Origin of the sequence: Anabaena sp. FACHB-595, assembly GCF_048568275.1 — a bacterium.
GTDB lineage: Bacteria > Cyanobacteriota > Cyanobacteriia > Cyanobacteriales > Nostocaceae > Trichormus.
In genome coordinates this window covers 1,055,560-1,079,489 of the sequence record NZ_CP183473.1, presented here as the reverse complement: position 1 = coordinate 1,079,489, position 23,930 = coordinate 1,055,560, and the positions used below count along the sequence as shown (strand labels likewise).

The window sequence follows — 23,930 nt, the reverse complement described above, 5'->3', positions numbered from 1 at the left end:
AATGGCAGCAAGTATAGAAGAATACCTCGAAAAGTATCAGCAGGCTTGTACAGCCTACGCGGAACAAAAATATGAAGTTGCCGCCAGTTTAGTTGATCAGGTTGTGCAGAATGTACCAGATGACCCTAATTTTCATTTGTTGCGGGGTCACATTTACTATGTTTTGCAGCAGTACGATGTGGCAACAGCAGAATATGAACAGGTCATACAGTTAACTGATGACTTTGAACTTATTGGATTTGCTCAAAGTGGTCTGGAAAATATTAGCCATTATCAACAATCAATTGCTGAACAGTCTGCTAATCTTAACAGCAATGAATCCATAGATCTGGGTGTATTTGCCTTTAAAGAATCAGAGGAATTAGAATTAGAAGATTTGGGTTCAATTGGAGATTTTGACAGCAACAACTTCGATTTAAATGCTTTAGAAACACAAGAATCAGTAGTAAACACAGAAGATTTATCTTTAGATAATCCTTTTGAAACACCTACAGATAGTATTTCTTTTAATGAAAACCCAGAATCTATAGAGTCTATACCAGATTTTAGTGATGATCCTTTTGCGTTGAACCTTGAGCGAGAAGAAGAGCAAAAGACAGACTCAAATCAAGAACAAGCGGAATTAGAGTTACCGATGTTCTGGCAGGAAGAGAGCCTAGAAGAACCACAGACCGATAATTTATTGGATAGTGGCACAGAACCGCCAACCGATGACCTAAATTCGGTCGCCGGCTATCACCAAAGCAATATTGATTCACCTTTTGCCGAATTCGACACAACAAACAGTTTTATTGGGCAAGCTTCTGTAGCTGAATTCTTAATAGAAAACAATCAAGAAGATACCACAGACGAATTAGAGATAGATAAAAGCAAGCCAGAACCGGAAAATTTCTCACCGGGTAAAGAAGAAGTCATGAATGGCTTCATGCCCCTAGAGAATTTGCCTAATGATAGTCTAGGTGATATTGCTCATCCTGAATCAAATAATTGGTTACAGGAAATAGCTTCTCAAGAAGAGATATTAGAGTCACCAGCATCTGTTAATAGTGGTTTTACTATGAAATCACCATCTCCAGATATGCTCAAAGAGGAGATGAATAACTTTGATGCTGATGAGAGTTTTGATTTTGAAGCATTTGAATCGGCTTTCGGAACAGAAAGTATAACAAATGACGAAGATACAAGCATTATCTTCAATAAAGAAAACTCTAAAAGTAATATCGAATTTTTAGACGATTTTGATGAATTTGATGATTTAGGTAATATTCCTGGGTTTGATCTGGCAGAAGCAGATTCCAGCTTTAGTGATGTGATGCTTTCCAGTTCTACGGAAATTAATAGTATCCCAAGAGGTAAAGTTGCAGAAACTGCAAATAATGCTACAGAACGCGATGAGGAGCTATTTAGCATCACCGGTTCCCAAGAAGCTGTACCAATCTTTAGCCAAGCAGATGTCCCCAAGGTAGAAGCTAATGTCAATGTCGAGCAAGGTTGGTTAGCACCATTAGAAAACGCTTCCCTAGACACAAAACCTTGGTTGGTTGGTGGGGTTGTGGGTGTGTTCTCCGCCTTAGTTGTGGCAACAGTTAGCTTTACCGCTACTAACATTGCTCCTCCCCAACAACGGGAATCATTGCGGTACACAAGTTGGGCGATGTCTTTGGCAGCCGGGATGACAGGTTTTGCCGCAGCCGCCTTTATGGGGAGTGTCACTATCAAACAAGTCCGCCGCACCACTAAGGATTTGCAAGCGCAATTTGATGCTGTCCGTCAAGGCAGCTTAAATGTTCAAGCCACAGTATATTCCAACGATGAACTAGGACAGTTATCAGCCGGCTTCAACGAAATGGCACGGGTAATTTTTACCACTACCAATGAAGCCCAACGCAAAGCCGATGAACAAGAGGAAGCGAAAGAAAACCTCCAACGTCAAGTAATTCGCTTGCTGGATGATGTGGAAGGGGCGGCTAGAGGTGATTTGACAGTGCAAGCGGAAGTGACAGCCGACGTACTTGGAGCCGTCGCTGATGCCTTTAACCTGACAATTCAAAACTTGCGGGACATTGTGCAGCAGGTAAAAGTCGCGGCTAAGGAAGTAACCAAAGGTGCAACCAATTCGGAAACCTTTGCTAGAGCCTTATCAAGTGATGCTTTGCGCCAAGCCGAAGAGTTGGGAGTCACCTTAAATTCTGTACAGGTGATGACTGACTCGATTCAACGGGTAGCGGAAGCAGCGCGAGAAGCCGAGAAAGTGGCGCGTGATGCTAGTACGATCGCTCTCAAGGGTGGAGAAGCAGTAGAAAATACGGTGGCGGGGATTTTGGAAATTCGGGAAACTGTCGCGGAAACTACCCGGAAGGTAAAACGCTTGGCAGAATCTTCCCAAGAAATTTCTAAGATTGTCGCCTTGATTTCGCAAATTGCTTCCAGAACTAACTTACTAGCACTCAATGCCAGTATTGAGGCGGCGCGGGCGGGAGAAGCCGGGCGCGGATTTGCGATCGTAGCCGATGAAGTTCGCCAATTAGCGGATAAATCAGCCAAATCCCTCAAAGAAATTGAGCAAATTGTGATGCAAATCCAGAGCGAAACAGGCTCAGTTATGACTGCGATGGAAGAAGGCACACAACAGGTAATTAAAGGCACAAAATTGGCAGAAGAAGCCAAGCGATCGCTCGAAAATATTATTCAAGTAGCGAATCGCATCGATATTTTGGTGCGCTCAATCACCAGCGATACTGTGGAACAAACGGAAACATCCCGTGCTGTAGCTCAGGTAATGCAATCGGTGGAATTAACAGCTCAAGAAACTTCTCAAGAAGCACAAAGAGTTTCCGGCGCACTGCAAAACCTAGTGGGTGTGTCCCGCGATTTGATTTCTTCCGTGGAACGTTTCCGTGTAGAAACAATGGAAACAAGGTAATTAGTCATTAGTCCAAAGTCCAAAGTCCAAAGTTTACTTAATTGACTAATGACTAATGACTGTTGACTGTTGACTGTTGACTATTGACTATTGACTATTGACTAAAAAACTATGCTGCCGGAACAACAACAGAGGATTTTGGGTTACTTTATCGAAGAGGCGAGAGACCACCTGAATACAATCGAACAGGGGTTGCTCAATCTTGAAAGTACCTTAAACGACCCGGAAATGATCAACGAAGTTTTCCGGGCGGCTCACTCCATTAAAGGGGGAGCAGCAATGCTTGGTTTAACTAGCATTCAGCACACTTCCCATCGTTTAGAAGATTGTTTCAAAATTCTTAAAGACAATCCAATTCAGGTTGACCAAAAACTAGAGTCGTTATTTCTTGGTGTGTCTGATACCCTGAAAGCGCTATTAGAACAGCTAAGTGGGCCGTTTGGTTTATCAGAAGAAGTTGCTAATACTTTGATGTCGGAAACTGAGCCAGTTTTTCAATGGCTACATGAGCATTTGGAACAACTGGTACAAAAAGGTGGCACTGCTGAAATTGGTGACCATACAGTAAGTAAGCCAAACACAGCAGATAGTGTGGTTACATTCACAGGAATATTCTTTGGCCAAGATGTTGCAACTCCAGCAGAAGTAACCCCCAAAACCTCTCCAGTTTTACCAACCTATTCTCCCGTTGTTGCTACAGATAGCGATCAGTGGAGTGAGTTTCAATCCCAGGTTTTACAAACACTCAGGGAGATGTTGCAAATATTTAAGCAACCAGCAACATCAGCATCTCGGCAGAAGTTACAGGACTGCTGCAATCAGCTAGTCAAACTGGGAAAAACGTGGAATTTGCCTAACTGGTGTAATTTATGCAAAGCCGCAGCTAATGCGATCGCTAATCAAGAAAATACTTATCTGACTTTAGCTAAAATTGTCATTACAGAAATTAAACAGGCTCAAGAATTAGTTCTGCGAAGTAGGGAATCTGAGATCACAATTAGTCACCGACTAGAAGCACTCTGGGGTTTTCCAGAAATGCCCTTGTTAGAAGTAGCACAAAATTTACTTGGTGATGTTCCCACTGCTATTAGTCAATCATTCATAACACCAATAACCCCCACACCTGAACCTACAATTACTAATAAGGAAATTAGGGCGCCTTTAATTGAGTCACCAAAAGACAGTGTAACTAGTCTCACCGAAATCTCTGAGCAACTTGCGCCGCAAAGTGTAATAGCAGAAAATATTGCACACAAGGATATTCCATTTGATCATCACGACCAAACAACCTATACTACTAACAAAACTCACACCCACGGGCCAGAAGTAGGATTAGCTGAGTTAAATACTCTTGCTGACTTGTTTGAGGGTGAGACACCAGAATTCGATGAAACATGGCAACAAGAAGAAATTATTGATATTAACAATACTAGTAATTTAGGTGTGGATGCCAGCGAAAGTACAGGTGAAGAAGTTGATAGTGATATCGCCGATTTTCTATCACTGGAAGAAGATAAAGAAGAGACTGAGAACACTATAAATAATACAGAAGACTTAAGCTTATTGTTTGGGGAAAACTTCTTAGAAAAAAATAATTTAGAATCACTTGATTTATTTAAAGCCCCAGTTACTGCCGGTGAAATAATACAAGAAGCTAGAGATAATACTAACCAGTTACCAGATTCCAATGATGTCATAGACGATTTATTGGCATTGAAGATCAATGATAAAATACAGGCTGGCAATGAATTAGAGCAGACAAAAGTTTCAAGTAATTTTGATGATTTGTTTTTAGATACAGATATAAATGTGGTGGGTTTAGAAGACACTAAGCTACCTACTAATTCCGAGCCGCAGCTAATAACATTGTCAGAAGATTTATCATTAAATAACTTATTTAATGATTTAGAAGAAAATACGGAATTATCAACCGATAAATCAGAAATTAGTGATTTATTTGATTTACCACCAGCAACAACATTAGAATTTGCACCAACAGTAGATAACTTAGCGGATTTATGGAACTCGGAAACTGAAGTAGAACCGGAGCAAATATTAGAGTCTGCAATAGAGGAAGATATAGCTCAGGCTTTAGAAGAGAGTTTGTTTGAGGCTGCGGCTTCTGGAGATATTTTTGTTGAAAACCGACAATTTACATCACCATTGAATGAAAGTTTAGATCCAGATGATTTAAATATCACTTTCTTGCAGGACGAGCAGCAGTTAGATTTGCTATTTGCATCAGATACAGGTGATGATTTATTTGAGGAATTAACCGCAAATACGCATGATACTCATGGGATTAATATTATTAGTGATGACATCCAATTCTTAAGAGAAAGTAGTGAAGTTTCCTCACCAGAAATTCATGATTTTTCACAACAACCAGAAGTTTTAGATTTTATCCCCGAATTTACCACCCAAATTCAAGAATTATCTCCTGTTGACGAATCGGAAGTTGATTTATTTAGTGAAATAAATGAGAATAACCATTCTCTGGTTATAGAAAGTAGAGAAACTTCAGATAATAATGATTTATTCACAACTGCAAGCGTTTTAGATGTACAGCAATCAGTTGAAAAAACAAACGATTCCTCTGGTTTAGAAACAGGTATTGATTTTTCAGCACCAGCAGTTGCAGAAACTAATGAACTGGATTTAGATGATGATTTATCAGCCTTAACTAGTGATTTGACAGATATCACTTTTGATGAGACTGATGATTCCTCTCGTTTAGAAACAGTTGCAGAAACTAGTGAACTGGAGTTAGGTGATGATTTATCAGCCGCAACTAGTGATTTGACAGATATCACTTTTGATGAGACTGATGATTCCTCTCGTTTAGAAACAGTTGCAGAAACTAATGAACTGGAGTTAGGTGATGATTTATCAGCCTTAACTAGTGATTTGACAGATATCACTTTTGATGAGCCTGATGATTCCTCTCGTTTAGAAACAGTTGCAGAAACTAGTGAACTGGATTTAGATGATGATTTATCAGCCTTAACTAGTGATTTGACAGATATCACTTTTGATGAGCCTGATGATTCCTCTCGTTTAGAAACAGTTGCAGAAACTAGTGAACTGGATTTAGATGATGATTTATCAGTCTTAACTAGTGATTTGACAGATATCACTTTTGATGAGACTGATGATTCCTCTCGTTTAGAAACAGTTGCAGAAACTAGTGAACTGGATTTAGATGATGATTTATCAGCCTTAACTAGTGATTTGACAGATATCACTTTTGATGAGCCTGATGATTCCTCTCGTTTAGAAACAGTTGCAGAAACTAGTGAACTGGAGTTAGGTGATGATTTATCAGCCGCAACTAGTGATTTGACAGATATCACTTTTGATGAGACTGATGATTCCTCTCGTTTAGAAATAGTTGCAGAAACTAGTGAACTGGAGTTAGGTGATGATTTATCAGCCGCAACTAGTGATTTGACAGATATCACTTTTGATGAGACTGATGATTCCTCTCGTTTAGAAACAGTTGCAGAAACTAGTGAACTGGAGTTAGATGATGATTTATCGGAATTAACCTTAGATGAGTTAATCGCGGAAACTCACAACTTCACAGATATTCCGGTTGAGGATATTACTTTATCTACTTCAGAATCTAGCGAATTGGAGCTAGCTCTGACCAATGATGAAAATCCAGAAGACATTGCAGATTCATCAGGGCTTTTAGTAGATATAACTCCAGCCACGAAGGACGTAGCCGAGTTTGAAGTGGAAAATGTGGCTTCTACTGAAGTAGATATCCCAGAATCAGTCAAGTCAGATACTTATATTCAAGATGATTTTGCTGATTTAGAAGCATTGTTAGAAATAGAAGAAGCTACATCCAGTGCTGATAACGACTCCATAGCAGGAGATGATTTTGCAGCTTTAGAAGCACTTCTGGGTGAAGACAGTCCGGAAACAGTACTGGATGAACCACCTGCTGTAGCTAAAATCATCAAAACACCTCCTCCTGTTTCTGTAACACCAGCGCCATTAGGAGATGAATTTAGTGATCTGGAGAAACTGTTAGCAGAAGCAGACCAAACTATCTCCCACTCATCACCAGTCAAACCAACAGTAGGCAAAACTCCGCGTACTTCTAATCGACGGACGGCGAGATTTGAAGAAACGATGAAAGTGCCGGTCAAGCAGTTGGATGAAATGAGCAATTTGGTCGGTGAATTAGTAGTCAATCGCAACACCTTAGAGCAGGATCATGAACGACTGAGACAATCATTAGATAACTTGCTAGTCCAGGTGCAACAGCTCTCAGACGTAGGTGCAAGGATGCAGGAGTTGTATGAGCGATCGCTTTTAGAAGCATCTTTATTAGCTAGTCGCAAAACTAGAGAGCCTGTCTACGAAGTACCGGATGCAAATAGCGATCGCGGTTTTAGTGAATTAGAAATGGATCGCTTTACTCCCTTCCACACACTGTCTCAGGAAATGATTGAATTGATTGTCAGGGTGAGGGAGTCAGCGAGTGACATTGATTTCGTCACCGAAGAAACCGAACGAGTAGCCAGACAATTCCGCCAAGTTACAACTCAACTGCAAGAAGGGCTGACACGCGCCCGGATGGTGCCATTTTCTCAGACAATTGACCGTTTGCGGCGAGGAGTGCGCGACAATGCGATCAAGTTTGGTAAACAGGTGGAATTATTGATTGAAGGTGGCGATACCCTCATTGACAAGATGATTTTGGATCATCTCAATGACCCACTGACCCATATGCTCAACAATGCGATCGCTCATGGTATAGAAACCCCGGAAATCAGGGAAGCCGCAGGTAAACCACCCGTGGGAACTATTACCATCCGCGCCTTTCACCAAGGAAACCAAACTGTAATTTCTGTAGGGGATGACGGCGCAGGAATTGATCCAGAACGGATCAAGGCCAAAGCAGTGAAGTTGGGAATCATGACACTAGAACAGGCTAGAACTATTTCCCGCCTGGAAATTTATGACCTACTGTTCCAGTCTGGTTTTAGTACCAAAGATGAAGCTGATGAAATTGCTGGTCGTGGTGTGGGAATGGATGTGGTGCGTTCCGAAATTAGCGAAATTCGCGGGGCGGTAAATACAGATTCTACTGTTGGCAAAGGAACCACCTTCACAATTCGTCTACCATTAACCTTGAGTATTTGTAAGGCTCTGTGCTGTGTATCCGATAAAGCACGGATCGCCTTCTCGATGGATGGTGTGGAAGATACCTTAGATATACCAAGCAAAAACGTCCAACATAATCCTGATGGACAATCATTCATTTCTTGGCGGGATACAGTCTTACCCTTCCGACCGTTGAAAGACCTGTTAACTTTCAATCGCCAACTCGGTCGCGGTAACGTCTACGGAGGAACCAGGGATGATGATATGATTTCTGTCGTCGTCGTGCGATCGGGTAATACTTTAATCGCTCTCCAGATTGACCAAGTATTGAGTGAGCAAGAAATTGTTATTAAACAATTTGAAGGCCCAGCACCTAAGCCAATAGGTGTAGCAGGGGCTACAGTTTTGGGTGATGGTCGCATTATGCCCATTGCTGATGTACTGGAAATTATCGATATCTTCCAAGGAAGAATGTCTAAACACGCTGGTGGCGCACCTTGGCAACAGACACCACCAATTGCGATCGAAGTTCCGGCTGTGAAGATTGATCCGACTGTGCTGATTGTTGATGACTCCATCACCGTCCGAGAATTGCTATCCCTCACCTTTAATAAAGCGGGTTATCGCGTTGAACAAGCTCGTGATGGTCAGGAAGCCTGGGACAAGCTGCGTTCTGGTCTACCTTGTGATATCGTCTTCTGCGATATTGAAATGCCTCGTTGCGACGGTCTAGAGTTGCTCTCACGTATTCAAAAAGACTCCACCCTTAACCATTTACCCATTGCTATGCTCACCTCAAGAGGTGCAGATAAACACAGACAAATGGCAATTCAACTCGGTGCTAGTGGATACTTCACCAAACCTTACCTAGAAGAGGCTTTACTAGAAGCCGCAGTGCGGATGTTGAAAGGGGAAAAGTTAGTCAGTCACGGTAACGCTTAAATTTGGGGATGGGGTAGGGAAAAATTTCCTATACCCCATCTGTAAGTAAGAAAGCTAATTCAAAAAAAATCAAATTACTTACCTCAAAATCTTCATTTATAAGGCTTTCAGCCGCCCCAACTGTGCAATCTCCTTGCTCGACAATGGCTGTTTCTCCTAAACAGGTGTGAGTATCGGGTAGATTATTTAGAATCAAATTTACAATAATCAAAAACCTGAAATTCTTGGCTAATACCCCCACTACCTCGTCCGTCGTCTAAAAATTCTTGAACTTGTGTACGGTAAACGAGAGTACCACCTTGTTCTTTACAAGCTGTGATGAGAGCGTTATCTCGGTAACCACCGTACACAAATAAAACGATGATAAAAGCAAAAATAAGCACGAGCGTCAAGATCACCCTATTTGCTGATGATTGCAGTGGACTATGCTTCATTATCTTTCTCAACAATGAAGAAAGAGGATTTGCCATATTACCTTCCGTTTATGTATGCGAATCATAGCTAAACATACTGGTTGATACAGGTTTTGCTTTGTCAGTTCCAGAACAAACACCAGTATCATTAGTGCGGCCGAGCAATAGAAATGCACCGCATTGGCTCTTAAAATCATTCCTATGGCTTGCTTTTGGTGAATAAAGTAAGAAATTTTGTGCGCTTCTCATCTGACGTTGAGCTACAGATGTCATTTTCTACTATCTGCTGTAACAAGCATTAAGAGCATAACCTCATGTTTTCTGGTTGTGTACCCATAAGATTGATTGGTTGATAAAAGAATCAATATATTTTAAGCTTTAATCACAACAAAATTCAGCTATAACTGGTTGTAACTTAAACTCAAATTAGTAGTAAATGCCAAATTAATTAATAATTAGACAATCTTTCTCAATTAATTTCGTATATTTATTTCATCATTGCTCAACACATGAATTTATCCAATATCAAGCACGAAATTTTAGGAGAGCTAAGGTATGACACCAAATTTGATTGTTATGAAGGTCAAGTCGTTTTTTATGAAACACAACTTTCAATTAGCATTTCAATAGAAGATAACAATAAACTCGAATCAATATTGACTAGAGCTAGTAGTTTTGTAAGACATCTGAAGCATTATGCTAAAAATGCAGAAGAATATGCTGTAAAAAAATTGTTAGAACTTAAGAATGAAACATGGCTCGATGAAGACGAGATATTTTTAACACCTGAAGATTTCAAAAACCGAATGATGCTTGAAGGATTAGTCTTTTCTCCAGATGGTGAAGTGGCGTTCTACTATAACGATGGAAATCTATTTTTTGGACACTGTATTCTTATCACAATGGATAAAGATAATTGCTTTATAGATGCTGGTATTTCTGGATAACTCAGCATAAAGGTTTGCGAAGAGTGTTTTCTGGATGACGCTGTATTAAAGCTTTCCAATCCCGATTCACCCGATGATTTTTGGCTACCACTAACCAAGCACTTTCCATCTCAAATCATTCAGGAGCCGTCAGTTTGACTTCTGTCCACTCTAAATTCTCTACTATTTGCAGTAATTATTCAATTTTATGCACGTAAACGTCGCTTGCAAAAGCCAGGGGAACTAACTATTTCTTAGGTTTACATACTGCTGACTCAATCCTCAAAATCTTTATTAATCCATTCACGTCCGGCTTGTTCAGCTGCTTGGGCTGTGAAATATATTTTGCGTTCTCCAAATACAGCACCACCCAAACTGAGAAACCGGAACTGCCAGCAATCAGTTTCGGTGTAGAAAACCAATAAAGTCAACCCCCTGATACCAACAAGTAGGTGAATTTGGACTTGGTTATCTGTCATTATTCAGCTGCTATGCCTCATTAGCAATTTAGTTATTAATTATGGCAAAGTACATGAATAATGGCGACTGTATGAGTAATGATTAATATTTTACAGTTCAAACCAGCGTTTTTGCTGTTTGATGGTCTGAAACTAAAATTAACCGCTCAGTACAGCTATTTTTCGGCGTTGCATAATGGAGTATCAATTAGTAGGTACTTGAATATGAATTGTCCCAGTTGTGATTCAATCCATATCCGTAATAACGGGAGAAAAAGTGGTAAATAGAATTACATATGTGTTAGTTGTGGTCGCAAGTTTATTGATAACTGCTAACCTTCAAGAACTTACAGTAATGAGATGAAGGAAGAATGTTTAAAAATATATCTCAATTGTATGGGTTCAGGGGCATATAAAAAAACAGTGAGCTGATAACTAATTTCTTCGCTCACTGTTTCATCCGTCTTGCTATAGGTAGCTCATCATGATTATTTAACAGAATTAAGCTTGAATTGGCGACGGCGTAAGAAAGCAAGGGTTGCTACTGCGCCTAAACCCAGAACAGTTGTTGGTTCTGGTGTTGTTTTTCTGGCAATGAATTTGAAGTCAGGGCCATGATGGCCACTATGTGCTGTGAGTTTTAAACCACTCAAGCTAGTTACTCCCAATAAGTCGAGACTGATACCTACAGAACCAACAGGTTGAGCGCTAGCAATTTCTCTAGTGTTAATGTCGAAGTTAGCGTAAGTGAGATCATTTTTAGTAATAGTGATGAAATTACCGATGGTATTTCCCAAATGATCAATGGCCTGAATACCGATGGAGCTATTCTGTCCACGTTCCCAATAAAAGATATTATCCAGTCCGGTGTTATCTTTGATTATTTTATGCTCAAAGAAGATATCAATCTCAAAAGAACCTGTATCTTCAGTATCAATAATATTGTTCAGGTTATTGTTACCTAAGTATGCAGCAATCTCAGCACCTGTTGGCTCTTCGTTAGTTGCTAAGGGAGCATTGGCATTATCTCCTTTATCAGTACTAGCACCGCCCTCATTAAGTGGTGCAATGGTGACACTTCTGTCAGTATTGAACAATATATTGGCGCTGTTTACATAAGAGAAATTGCTGAAGGTTTTGCCATTTTGAGTAATAGAATTCAAGAAAACATTAGCCTTGGGATTAGTGTTCTGACTGACATTACTGGTGAAACTAGCCGCTTGAGCAGAATTAGCTGTAGCTAGTATTGTACTGAAAAGCAATCCAACAGTTATATATAAGTTTTTAGTTTTCATGGTTTTTACTTTGGTTTACTTGCTATGTCATCTATTATGTTCCATGAAAATACTGACAGTGACCCGTAAATATCCTGAAAGTGAGTTTATTTTTTGTGTGAATCTCACTAATGATTTATCCGATTGGGTTTCAATAAAATATGATGTAAATTATTCTATAGATATAGAGGTTATTTAAAGTTACTGTAAGATATAAGCTTTAATTCAGCTTCTTATTAAAAGAGTTTTATAAAGCAATTTATTGTATAAGGAAAATCTTTACGTATTCTTTGTTTTACTTGTGTTAAATAAAGAATGTGCAAATTTAAATACATCATAAATACATAAAAAACTATTAAATTTACTCGATTTATTGATAAGATTTCATGAAAATTATAGCTGTATCAATCGTTAAAGACTTAACCTTAGTTGCTCTTATCTACCCCTCATTACTATATACAGTCACAAACTTGTGAAATGATGTACTTAACAGGCTGATCGATAAGAGAGGTATCAATGAACTGGATTAAAGTTATTGGCCAGGATGAATTACCACCCAATGGGCGTAAAGTGGTCAAGGTTGAACAACGGAACATCTTGCTACTGAACCATAACAACCAAGTGTTTGCGGTGGAAAATTCCTGTCCCCACTTGAAGCTACCTTTACAAAAGGGCAAAATTACAGATGATGGAGCGATTGTTTGTCCTTTTCACCGGAGCGCCTTTGACCTGACTAGTGGTAATCCTACTGAGTGGACTCCCTTTCCTCCCGGTATTGGGAAAGTGATGGGTATGATTTCTAAAGAAAAGGGATTATCTGTCTTTCCTACCCGTGTGGAAGAAGGCAGTATTTGGGTAGGTGTGTAAGTCTAGCAAACTAGCGATCGCCATACTCCATCAAAGAATCAATCATGGGTAATTAGCCTATTACCCATTACCAAATCCCCACCCATAAAGGAGTGGGGATTTAAACGTTATAATCAGCGCCAGAACCGAATTTCCAAGCATCCATTAAACGATGCCAATAGTATTGTTGCGTAGGTGGAAAATTTTTGATCCAGGTTTCTAAGGTTGGACTTAGTGCGAACAACGCAGTATAAATGCCTAAGTTGGTGTAATGCACTAGCCAATCTAATAGATTGACTAAACCTACTTGAGGAATTATTTTGGCAACCAATGCTGGATGAGATAAGCCAGTCTTTGCTAGTGTTTGTGTCAATGCCGAAAATTGGACTATATCTTGTAAAAAAGGTTTTAATACGGGTGTTCCTAGTTGTTCCATTTCTTGAAACACCGTTGATAGCAGTTGGTTAATTTGCTCTGGAGCAATATTTTGATTGACACCAACGCTCATAGCTTTTTGAAATAACCAAGTAACACTAAGGCTTGGTTGATATGGTTGCAATAGTGCTAGTGCTGTGGCTGATAATTGCTCAGTTTGCAAGGCTTCCTGTGTACCTAATGTTAAACGCTTCAGGTGGCGTACCATTGCACCAAAACCGCCAAAACTTAGGGGTGATTGATTACCGCTACTGTCTCCTACTGGTAGGATACGGTTCCAGGGTGTTTTTAGTGGACTTTGGCGATCGCTAGGAAAAAATCCAAACAAGGCTCTTTGAAATTTTAACTGCTGTAATTCTACACCTTGGTATTCTGGTAATAGGCGCAAATATTCTCCAAACAAGTCTTCTAAGCTCAAGCGTTGGGGATGAGCATCCATGTAAGTGAATAGATATGTTGTCCTACCATCTCTAGCGGGGAAGGCTTCCCAAAAATACTGACATTGGTTCTGCAAAGATGTAAAAGATAAAATTAAATCTCCAGCAGGATTTTCACTAAAACCTTGAGCGCAACTACCCACCACTAAGCAAAGTGCATCTGGTTTTTTGCCTTGGCGTGCTTGTTTGGTGATGGGGGAAAGGTGTCCCATTGCATCTATCAATAATTTAGCGGTGAATTGCTGATTGACTATCACCCCATCAGAATGAACGACTACTTCTGTAAAAGGTGTATGTTCAAATAACTGACCACCAGCATCTAAAAATTTTTGTTTTAAGGTAGCTAGTAAATAAACTGGATCTACACCAATATTTAAGACATCCTTGACCCAAACCTCTGCACCATCCTTAAATTGGACTCTGGCTGGATTATATTCAGTGGCGATCGCTTTCTTTAACTCCTCTTGTGTCAGCAGATTCAACTCCACAAAGACTTCTAACTCTTTACGGGAGATATTCCACTCTTGTTCCCTACCCCGCAAAGTACCTCTCTCCAGTAACGCCACCCGCAACCCCCGCACCGCTAAGGCACAACCAATTAAAATGCCTAATGTACCACCACAAATAATTGCGTCCCAGTCTACAGTACCTAAGGTTGCTGGGCTTTCTTTAACTACTGAGGGTGTCAGTGCAGTATTTTCTCGAATAGATTTGAGTACATCATCAGCATGGCGTAAATTTCCTAAAACATCCCCTGGTAGTTGGGAGAGAATTTCTTCGGTTAGAGACATATAAATATTATCAAGTTTATCTTTCTTCCAGAAGTTCTTATCTATGCAATATAAACCAATACAGTGCAGTTAAGAATACATTATGAAATTAATACATTTTGGTTAAAAAAAGATTATAGATATCTTACCAATAAATCAGCAAGTTTAGCTAACACTGAATATCTACGTAATACGCTAGTAATTAATGTTCATCAAAAAAACTACATTATATGATTTTTCTACTGATATTTAAAAATCTATCTCCAGAGAGATTCTCTGTTTTTCTATTGAACAATCATAAATCATGATATATACTCATTCGTGTCGAATAAGAGCAATTAAATATTTTAAATTGGGTGCAACTTTTCAGGTTTACTTAGGTAAATTATTGCAAGCTTATGGTGATGAAGAGTTGAGATAAAAACATGAAGATTGCTGTTTTAGTTGACAAATTTCCAGTTATTTCAGAAACGTTCGTTGTCAATCAAATTGTTGGGCTGATGGTACGTGGACATAAAGTTGATATTTATAGTAGTAATAATATCAGCCCAAATGATTCCCACAAAATACATCCAGATGTAGAAAATTATCATTTACTTGATATCACACGCAATCATCCACAAATTCCTAAAAATTATTTTTTGCGTGTTTTACAAGCTATAAGATTAATAGCTATTAATTTTCATAGATCACCTTTAGTAATTCTGCGATCGCTAAATTTTTTCCAGTATGGTAGACGAGCAGTCTCCTTACGTTTACTATACCTAGCGCTCAATTTGATAAAAGCTCCAGCCTATGACATTATTCACTGTCAGTTTGGCACACTCGCAATTGATGGCATGATACTGCGTGATATTGGTGCGATCAAAGGTAAGTTGATTACGTCGTTTCGTGGCTATGATATCAGTTGGTTTGTGCAACAATATGGTAATAATGTTTACGACCAACTATTTGCTAAAGGAGATTTTTTCTTAACAAATTGTGAATATTTTAAAAGCAGGGCTATCCAATTAGGTTGCGACCCAAAAAAAATTGTCGTACATGGTTCAGGAATAGATTGCAGTCGCTTTCCTTTTAAAGATAGATATTTACATCCAGGTCAAAAAATTCGCATTGCCACCACTGGTCGTCTCATCGAAAAAAAAGGTATAGAATATGGCATTTGTGCTGTAGCTAAGGTTTTGCAATTTTATCCCAATATCGAATACCAAATTATTGGAGATGGAGAGTTAAAAGAAACTTTACAACAACTAATCCAGTCATTAGATATTACAGATAAAGTCAAATTAGTAGGCTGGAAAACACAGCCAGAAATCATTAAAATTCTGGATCAATCAGACATTTTTATAGCTCCCAGTGTGACAGCTAAAGATGGCAATCAAGATGCTCCAGTTAATACCCTAAAAGAAGCTATGATTATGGGTTTACCAGTCATAGCTACCACTCACGGTGGTATTCCCGAACTAGTTGAAGATGGGATTTCTGGTTTTCTCGTACCGGAACGAGATGCTGAGGCTATAGCTAAAAAACTCATTGATTTGATAGAGCATCCAGCAATTTGGTCATCAATGGGTCGTGCTGGTCGTGCTTATGTAGAATCACACTATGACATGAACAAGCTTAATGATGAGCTTGTAGAGATTTATCGCCAAGTAATGATGAATAATTTCCCTACTCAAGAGCCAGTTTTAGCTTCAGTCGTGGCTTTGCAATAAAGCTTACAAAACTTATCAGCCTTGATTTTCCACCCCATAATACCAAAGGATATTGATGGAGATGACAAACTCATCAGCCACTCCCGACGTAACAATCATTGTTTCTCCACGGGAACGTTTCAGTTGCACCCGTGAAGCCTTAGAAAGCATTTACGAAAATAGCGATTATCCATTCCAACTAATTTATATAGATGGTGCTTCCCCCAGACATATCCAGAAATATTTGGCAGAACAAGCACAGCAAAAGCAATTTCAGCTAATTCGCACAGATTACTATCTCTCACCAAACCATGCTCGCAACCTTGGTCTGGGTCAAGTAACTACCAAATATGTAGTCTTCATTGATAACGATGTGGTAGTAACCCCTGGCTGGCTCAAGCCTTTAGTGCATTGTGCCGAAGAAACAGGCGCAACTATAGTTAGTCCCTTGATTTGCCAAGGTTCTCCTCTACACACAGAAGTACATTGTGCAGGTGGGGAATCAAGAATTAAGGTAGAAACTAAAGGCGGCATCACCAGACGCAAGATGATTGAGAAGATTTATAAACAAGGTCGAAAGGTAGCTGATGTCCTTCCCCATCTACAACGCCAACAAACCGGACTAGCAGAGTTTCACTGCATGATGGTACGCACAGAAATATTTCAACAAATTGGTCTGTTAGATGAAGCCCTGCTAAACACCAAAGAACACGTTGATTTATGTATCTTAGTAGCTGACGCTGGTGGTACAGTCTATCTGGAACCAGAGTCTGTCATGACTTACATAACCAGCAAACCTCTAGAGCAGACAGACATCAATTACTATATGCTGCGTTGGAGTGATGCTTGGGAATTAGCCAGCCTCAAACGCTTGAGTGAAAAGTGGAACCTCACGGAAGACGAGTACTTTAAAAATAAGTACAAACGCTTGGGATGGCGGCGACAAATGGCACTTATCAGCCCTTTTGTCCGTAAATTACCTATAGGCAAATTTGGCTGGCGAGTAGTAGGTAAACTGCTGCTAACCATAGACAAGGTTGTTAACCGTTATATTACTACCCGTTACGCTCAAAAACACTTGCAAAATTTGTCATAATATTATCCTTTCGTGATTGATAAACGATAGGATACAACATCAAACTTTTATCAACTCCCATACCCCAAAACAAGTATTTTCAGAACAAAGGGTCAAAAACGATCTCTGAATTACTACTTAAATCATTACCTTACAAATCTTGAGGTTCCACAATCATGCTGCCTGAGATAGTTTATCAGCCTGAGAGTATGCTTAGGCATCCGATACAATTGTTCAAACTCATGTGGCGAGACTTGCTAGCTTCTCGTGAACTAGCTTGGCGATTGATGGTCAGGGATATCAGCGCTCAATATCGCCAATCGTTTTTAGGAATTGCTTGGGCTTTCTTACCACCAATTGTTATGGCTACTAGTTTTACCCTAGCTAATGAAGCCAAAGTAATTAATATTGGTGTCACGGATTTACCTTACCCAGCTTATGTCATGTTCAGCACTGCATTGTGGCAGACATTTGTTGAAGCTTTAAACGGGCCTGTACAAGCAGTATCAGCAGCCAGACCCATGTTAGCCAGAGTTAACTTTCCACGAGAAGCACTGATTTTAGCAAAGGTAGGCGAAGTATTTTTTAACTTTGCCATCAAGCTAATTTTAATTGTGGGATTGTTTATCTGGTTTCGCATTCCCACCAATTGGACTGTGATTTTAACTCCAGTTCCACTAATTCACTTAATTTTGTTGGGAACATTTATTGGTATTTTATTAGCCCCATTAGGAGTACTCTATCAAGATGTGTCCAAAGCACTATCCCTTGTTACGGGGTTTTGGCTGTTCCTCACTCCTGTAATTTATCCAGTTCCTAAAGCGGGAATCTTTGGGTGGTTGGTTAATTTCAACCCGGTCACTCCTTTATTAGTGACAATCAGAGAATTAGCTACAACAGGAGTAGTATCCCATCCTCATGGCTTTTGGGTGGTGAGTGCAATCACTCTTGTGGCATTATTCATAACTTGGGTTGGATTTCGTTTAGCTATGCCTTTTGTGGTTGAGAGAGTTAGTTCTTAATGATGATTAAGTTAATAGAGCCGAAAAATTACGTAAATTCTCAAGATACTGATTTATTAATTTCAGTTGATAATGTTTCTAAAAAATTCTGTAGAGACTTAAAAAAATCCTTATTATATGGTCTTCAAGATATTACCGCCGAATTATCCGGAGGTAATAGAAACAGTGATACGTTGCGTCGAAAAGAGTTTTGGGCGCTCAAAGATGTCAGCTTTCAGTTACGACGGGGAGAAGCATTAGGTTTAGTCGGCTCAAATGGTGCTGGTAAAAGTACACTCCTACGGATCATTAGTGGTCTAATTAAACCTGACACTGGTTCCGTGAAAGTGAGAGGTAGAGTCGCTCCACTAATCGCCTTGGGAGCAGGATTTAATCCTATTTTGACAGGGCGAGAAAATATTTATGCAAATATGGCAATTCTGGGTCTATCTACTAAAAAAATTGCCGAAAGATTTCAAGAGGTAATAGATTTTTCTGAGATTGGGGATGCTATTGATGCACCTGTACAAACCTATAGCTCTGGGATGGCTGCTAGATTAGGATTTGCTTGTGCAGTTCATGTAGAACCAGATATTTTATTAATTGACGAAGTTCTCGCAGTGGGAGATACCAAATTTAAAATTAAATGTCATCGTAAGTTAGCACAATTGCGGGAAAATGGCACAGCTTTTATATTAGTTTCTCATAACTCCCATAGTATCCTCAATGTTTGTGATTCATCAATTTATTTATCAAAAGGTCAATTGATTACATCTGGTGAGACGGAAGCCGTAATTCGTAAATATGAAGAAGACCTGTGTTTAAGTGGAACTGAAAGTGCGTTAGGAAAAATGATTTTACCTGAAAAGCCACAAGCAAAGAGTCTAGGTTTAAGTATTACTGCTGTCTTTTTTAGGGATGAACAGGGTAATTTATTAGAAGCGCCCTTTTCCGGTGAATCTGCTTATTTGTGTGTAGAATGCAAGTCTTACCAAAAAATCGAGCAAGCAAACTTAGGTATACTAGTAACGGCTTTGTCAGGAGAAAATGGGCTGGTTCAATACATAACCTCTCATAGCGATCGCCAAGATTTAACAATCCTCCCAGGAACATCAGAAATCCAAATGTATATGCCATACTGCTCCTTTGTTCCTGGTGTCTACAGTGCAAAAATATATATCAGACGAGGTGTAGAGTCTTTTGATATTGTTGAATCTTTTAGATTTACTGTGAAGAGTAACAAAACTATCAGTAGATGTTTATTTTACCAACCACGTACATGGCAAGTCATCAATCAATAAATTAAAACATGAAAAATGAGCAATCCCCTACTCAGCATTATCATTCCCACTCATAACCGACCTCATTTAGTGACTCATGCTGTTCAAAGTGCGCTTGAGCAAACTATGGAGGATTTGGAAGTGATTGTAGTTGATGATGCGTCTACACAGCCGATAGACTTACCTAGTCATCCCCGGTTGCGATTGATTCGTTTATTGCAGTCTCATGGTGGTGCAGGAGCGCGTAACGTCGGACTAGAAGCAGCTCTTGGTCGATGGGTAGCCTTTTTAGATGATGACGATCGCCTACTTCCCCAGATGGCAGAGGTATCATTAGAGGCATTATCGCAAACATCCTTACCCGCACCTGTAGCGGTGATATCGGGTTTAGAAGAAGTCAACGCTCAAGGAAAAGTCCTTGGTCAACGTTTACCGCCACCACTCCGACCCCGTGGTGTCCATTTCTTTCTCGAAGAAATCGAACCCGATCAATCTTACAATACTAAGCAAACCCTAGTGGTTGAGCGTGAAGTGCTGCAAAAAATCGGTGGTTGGGATGAGGAAATGCGATCGCGCGTTCACTCAGAACTCTTTTTACGACTCAACCCCGCTTGCTCAATTATCGGTCTACCCATCATTACCTACCAGTTATATAACCACGGAGGACAAAGAGTTTCACGTAATCCTATGCTTCGCCAGGAAAGCTTTTTACGGCTAGTGCATAAACATAAATCTCTTTTCCAAGCCCATCCACAAATGTTTGCTAAGTTGGTCTATGAACACGCTAACAAATGTTATGAAATTGGTCTAAAACGTGAAGCTTTTTACAATTTATTTTGGTCAATGCAACTAGATCCTCTGCAAATAGCGCCTCGCGTTGTCACTAGAGTTTATCAATCGAGACTAAAATTTGTAATTCGTAGTTATAAATTAAAACATTAATTAACTTGAGTTAGTCATTGAGAAAATATTGGCTTTAACCAAGGCATTTATGTACCGCTATTGTGTCCTATATAGGATTAGTATATATGCCCAAAAAAGTTTCGGTAATTATACCTTGTTTTAATGCTGAAAAATGGATAAGAGAAGCAATTGAAAGTTGCTTAACACAAACCTATGCTGATGTTGAAATAATTGTCATTGATGATGGTTCTACAGATAATTCTCTAGAAATCATCAAAACTTTTGGAAACGAAATTATTTGGCGGAGTTACCCCCAACAGGGAGGAAATCATGCTAGGAATCGTGGTTTTGAACTGTCTCAGGGAGAATATATTCAATACTTGGATGCAGATGATTATATTTTACCTGAAAAGATAGAAAAACAAGTTAATTTTCTCGAAACAACTGGTGCAGATGTTGTTTATGGTGATTGGAGACATCAGCGCCATTTACCTGACGATTCCAGTTTTCTAGATAAGATAGAAATTTCTGGGGTGCAAGCAGATATTTTAGCGGCTTTACTCGCTAATTGGTGGGTTGCTTTAGCTGCTTTAATGTATAAACGAAGTGTAGTAGAAAATAGTGATAGATGGGATGAAACTTTACCTGCCGCGCAAGATAGAGATTTTTTTCTGTCTGTGGTCATGAATGGAGCTAAAGTTGCTTATCAACCAGGTTGCTACGCTGTATACAGGCGATATGGTTCTGTCACAGTTTCTACCTCTTCTAAAGCTCGTTGGTTAAAAAGCCATCATCTAGTATTAAAGAAAGCTGAACAGCAATTATTACAGAAAAACCAACTTTCTATGAAGTATCGTCATGCTTTAGCAAAGTCATATTTTGATTTAGCTAGAGAAGCTTTGTTCTTTGACTATAAGCAATACTTAATGTTCTTAGAAGAGTCTTTGGTGATGTTTCCAGAGTTTAAAGCTAATAGTAAAAGAAGATTTTATCGGTTGTTACAAGATATTTTGGGCTTTCGCCAGACCGAACGAATTGCTTGTACTGTTTTGTTTGTCAAAAAGTTCATCTCTGCAAGAACCTGGGAAATGAGAAATCGTGGCTATACAGGATAAAGATGTTATAAACTCAGAGGGGCGCGGTGGTTCACGCGCAGGAAGGCTGAAAGAGGTTTAATGAAATAACGAGCTGGCAATGTGAATATAGGTATATACCCATAACTTGCATTGTAGGAACTAGTGATGAACCGCAAAAAAATTGTGGCAATTATTACAGGGGCTATTTCGATTCTGTTAGCGATCGCCTATCTAATCGTTGTCCAAATATTAGATTACCGCGATATGCAGCCAGCGCCCATCGGTCAGATCCAACCAGGAGCAGTCGTTGTTGCTGATGCTACGCCAACTATACTAAACCAGAACGTAGCGCCACAACAGCCGCTTGGACGCGATCGTCAACCGCTAATTTATTCATAATTCCCCGGACGTGAGTTTTCACAGTATTAGGACTGAGATAAAGTTTCTCGGCTATCTCTGGGTTACTCAGTCCTTCTACCATGAGTTTTAATACTTCTAACTCCCGTCCAGATAGATTGGCGGTATTTCCCTTTGCTGAGGGGGGTTTGAGATGATCAATTACTTGTCGCGCAATCTGGGGATCGAGGTAGGTTGCACCATCGACGGCGGCGGCGATCGCATTCAACAATCGCTCGATGCTTGCACCTTTGATACAATAAGCATCTGCACCGCTTGAAAGTGCGGCAATAATTTCTGTTTCTGTTTTATGGGATGTCAACATCACCACATGAGTTTCCGGTAGTGCGGCTTTGATTTGCTGTGTCGCTGCAATCCCATCAATTCGTGGTAAGCCAATATCCATGACTACCAAATCCGGTTTCAGTGCTAGTGCTGCTTGTACACCTAAATAGCCGTCTTCTGCTTGTCCTACAATCTCTAATTGGGGATGAGCCATTAACGACTGTTCCAACCCCAGTTGCATCATTGGATCATCTTCCACAATCAAAATTCGCAACCGGGGAGCATTACTTGGCAGATTAAGAAAATAGCCGGTATTGGGAGACATTTTTTATTTCGTCAGTAGTTAATAGTCCATAGTCCATAGTCTATAGTTCAGAGTCCAAAACTGTTTTGAATGTTGACTAAGCGCAAAGTCTGAGCGGAGGTTTCCTCCGAACAGAACTTTGTAAGAGATGACCAATGACTAACTTTCTATTCTTCCACGCGATAGCCTAACTCTGCTAGTCTGACGCGGGAGTGTCGCCATTTGGGTTGGACTTTGACGAATAGCTCTAGATAGACTTTACCAGCAATGAGCTTTTGAATTTGCTCGCGGGCTGCGCTACCGATGGATTTGAGCATTGAACCACCTTTCCCGATGAGAATACCTTTTTGGGAATCGCGCTCAACGTGGATGGTTGCGAGGACGCGGGTAATAGTTGGTGTTTCTTCGACTAAATCAATGGCGATCGCTACTGAATGAGGTACTTCTTCACGAGTCAACAGCAAAATCTGCTCTCGGATTAATTCCCCCATAATAAACCGTTCTGGCTGGTCTGTTACCAAGTCTGGGGGATAATAGTACGGCCCATGCTCTAAATGCTCTACTAATAATTCTTGTAGTTGGGGCAACTCTGCACCGGTCTTAGCCGAAAATTTTACCGTCGGCCATTGATAAGCACTTGCTAACTGCTGGTAGCTCTCATCAATCTTTTGGGAATCGGGGGGTTGTTGGTCTACTTTATTGATGCCCAAAATCACCGGGGTTTTGCTATGAATTAGTAAATCGGCAATAAAGCGATCGCCTGCACCACAAGCCACTGCACCATCGACAACAAACAGTACTACATCCACTGATTCAATAGCGAGTTTGGCATTTTTCACCAGTACTTCACCTAATTGATGATGGGGTTTGTGAATTCCTGGCGTATCAACAAAGATTAACTGCGCCTCTGGTGTAGTGACAATTCCTCTCAAACGATTGCGTGTTGTTTGCGCTACTGGTGAGGTAATGGCAATTTTTTGCCCTACTAATTGATTCATCAAAGTAGATTTACCGACATTAGGACGGCCGATAATGCCGATAAAGCCTGATTTAAATTCAGGTGGAGCTTGGGGGATTGATACTTCGCCTGATAAGGAGGAGATGTGATTATCAATACTAGCCACTTTTAGTTCCGCCGTCATATTTTCTAGCTGGGATAACTTAGTTTTTTCTTTAGACACATAACCCGCATAAATTCACCCTGGGATTTTCGGGGGAACTGCCTTGCTTTAGTTTAATCTACTAGTAAATATATTTAGCTTGAATCTCGAAAAATGAGATATGACTATACAAAAGTCTAAAATTATCTTTCCTTTAGGGGATTGCTCTAATTTAACTATTATGCTCTTGTCTGCTGTATATTTAGTTCTG

General features: G+C 39.9%; 17 protein-coding genes. 11 read left to right on the top strand and 6 right to left on the bottom strand.

What is annotated here, in order from left to right:
* The first annotated feature begins 1 nt into the window (after position 1).
* Together ACN222_RS04605 and ACN222_RS04600 are read left to right on the top strand one after the other, a co-directional pair.
* On the top strand, positions 2–2,923 hold the full coding sequence (locus ACN222_RS04605; RefSeq protein ID WP_044522768.1) for a methyl-accepting chemotaxis protein: 2,922 nt from the start codon (positions 2–4) through the stop codon (positions 2,921–2,923).
* A gap of 111 nt (positions 2,924–3,034) precedes the next feature.
* Positions 3,035–8,986, top strand: a complete 5,952-nt coding sequence (locus tag ACN222_RS04600) for a response regulator (protein ID WP_010995100.1) — start codon at positions 3,035–3,037, stop codon at positions 8,984–8,986.
* Positions 8,987–9,168: 182 nt separating this feature from the next.
* On the opposite strand, the gene ACN222_RS04595 is transcribed toward ACN222_RS04600, so the two are convergent.
* Positions 9,169–9,420 (bottom strand): hypothetical protein, encoded by a 252-nt coding sequence (locus tag ACN222_RS04595; RefSeq protein ID WP_044520772.1) that lies wholly within the window; start codon positions 9,418–9,420, stop codon positions 9,169–9,171.
* A gap of 488 nt (positions 9,421–9,908) precedes the next feature.
* Between ACN222_RS04595 and ACN222_RS04590 the strand changes: the two genes are divergently transcribed.
* On the top strand, positions 9,909–10,346 hold the full coding sequence (locus tag ACN222_RS04590) for a DUF2262 domain-containing protein (RefSeq protein WP_010995098.1): 438 nt from the start codon (positions 9,909–9,911) through the stop codon (positions 10,344–10,346).
* A 254-nt stretch (positions 10,347–10,600) separates the two neighbouring features.
* Here ACN222_RS04590 and ACN222_RS04585 read toward each other — a convergent pair whose 3' ends face one another.
* Both ACN222_RS04585 and ACN222_RS04580 read right to left on the bottom strand, forming a co-directional pair.
* Positions 10,601–10,804 (bottom strand): hypothetical protein, encoded by a 204-nt coding sequence (locus tag ACN222_RS04585; protein WP_010995097.1) that lies wholly within the window; start codon positions 10,802–10,804, stop codon positions 10,601–10,603.
* Positions 10,805–11,271: 467 nt separating this feature from the next.
* Positions 11,272–12,078, bottom strand: a complete 807-nt coding sequence (locus ACN222_RS04580; RefSeq protein ID WP_010995096.1) for an exosortase-dependent surface protein XDP2 — start codon at positions 12,076–12,078, stop codon at positions 11,272–11,274.
* A 495-nt stretch (positions 12,079–12,573) separates the two neighbouring features.
* On the opposite strand from ACN222_RS04580, the gene ACN222_RS04575 reads away from it, so the two are divergent.
* The gene (locus tag ACN222_RS04575) at positions 12,574–12,924 is read left to right on the top strand and encodes a Rieske (2Fe-2S) protein (RefSeq protein WP_010995095.1); all 351 of its coding nucleotides are present in this window, start codon (positions 12,574–12,576) and stop codon (positions 12,922–12,924) included.
* 100 nt (positions 12,925–13,024) lie between these two features.
* On the opposite strand, the gene ACN222_RS04570 is transcribed toward ACN222_RS04575, so the two are convergent.
* Complete coding sequence (locus ACN222_RS04570) at positions 13,025–14,566, bottom strand: NAD(P)/FAD-dependent oxidoreductase (protein WP_010995094.1); 1,542 nt, start codon at positions 14,564–14,566, stop codon at positions 13,025–13,027.
* A 404-nt stretch (positions 14,567–14,970) separates the two neighbouring features.
* Between ACN222_RS04570 and ACN222_RS04565 the strand changes: the two genes are divergently transcribed.
* The 7 genes from ACN222_RS04565 to ACN222_RS04535 all read left to right on the top strand — a co-directional run bounded on the left by ACN222_RS04565 (position 14,971) and on the right by ACN222_RS04535 (position 21,973).
* The gene (locus tag ACN222_RS04565; RefSeq protein WP_010995093.1) at positions 14,971–16,260 is read left to right on the top strand and encodes a colanic acid biosynthesis glycosyltransferase WcaL; all 1,290 of its coding nucleotides are present in this window, start codon (positions 14,971–14,973) and stop codon (positions 16,258–16,260) included.
* Between the two features lie 61 nt (positions 16,261–16,321).
* Entirely contained in the window at positions 16,322–17,335 is a 1,014-nt protein-coding gene (locus ACN222_RS04560) for a glycosyltransferase family 2 protein (RefSeq protein WP_044522763.1), read from the top strand.
* A 155-nt stretch (positions 17,336–17,490) separates the two neighbouring features.
* Positions 17,491–18,336 (top strand): ABC transporter permease, encoded by an 846-nt coding sequence (locus ACN222_RS04555; RefSeq protein ID WP_010995091.1) that lies wholly within the window; start codon positions 17,491–17,493, stop codon positions 18,334–18,336.
* Positions 18,337–18,338: 2 nt separating this feature from the next.
* Complete coding sequence (locus ACN222_RS04550; RefSeq protein ID WP_044522761.1) at positions 18,339–19,616, top strand: ABC transporter ATP-binding protein; 1,278 nt, start codon at positions 18,339–18,341, stop codon at positions 19,614–19,616.
* Positions 19,617–19,631: 15 nt separating this feature from the next.
* Positions 19,632–20,537 (top strand): glycosyltransferase family 2 protein, encoded by a 906-nt coding sequence (locus ACN222_RS04545; RefSeq protein WP_010995089.1) that lies wholly within the window; start codon positions 19,632–19,634, stop codon positions 20,535–20,537.
* Positions 20,538–20,623: 86 nt separating this feature from the next.
* Positions 20,624–21,613: a glycosyltransferase family 2 protein gene (locus ACN222_RS04540; RefSeq protein ID WP_044520769.1), complete on the top strand. Its 990-nt coding sequence runs from the start codon at positions 20,624–20,626 to the stop codon at positions 21,611–21,613.
* 126 nt (positions 21,614–21,739) lie between these two features.
* The gene (locus ACN222_RS04535) at positions 21,740–21,973 is read left to right on the top strand and encodes a hypothetical protein (RefSeq protein WP_084789074.1); all 234 of its coding nucleotides are present in this window, start codon (positions 21,740–21,742) and stop codon (positions 21,971–21,973) included.
* Here the strand turns inward: ACN222_RS04535 and ACN222_RS04530 are convergent.
* A complete protein-coding gene (locus ACN222_RS04530; RefSeq protein WP_010995087.1) occupies positions 21,903–22,580 on the bottom strand; it encodes a response regulator in 678 nt (225 codons plus the stop codon). The two genes, ACN222_RS04535 and ACN222_RS04530, sit on opposite strands and share 71 nt — an antisense overlap.
* 146 nt (positions 22,581–22,726) lie before the next feature.
* Complete coding sequence (gene era, locus ACN222_RS04525) at positions 22,727–23,701, bottom strand: GTPase Era (protein ID WP_044522758.1); 975 nt, start codon at positions 23,699–23,701, stop codon at positions 22,727–22,729.
* Positions 23,702–23,930: the final 229 nt, after the last annotated feature.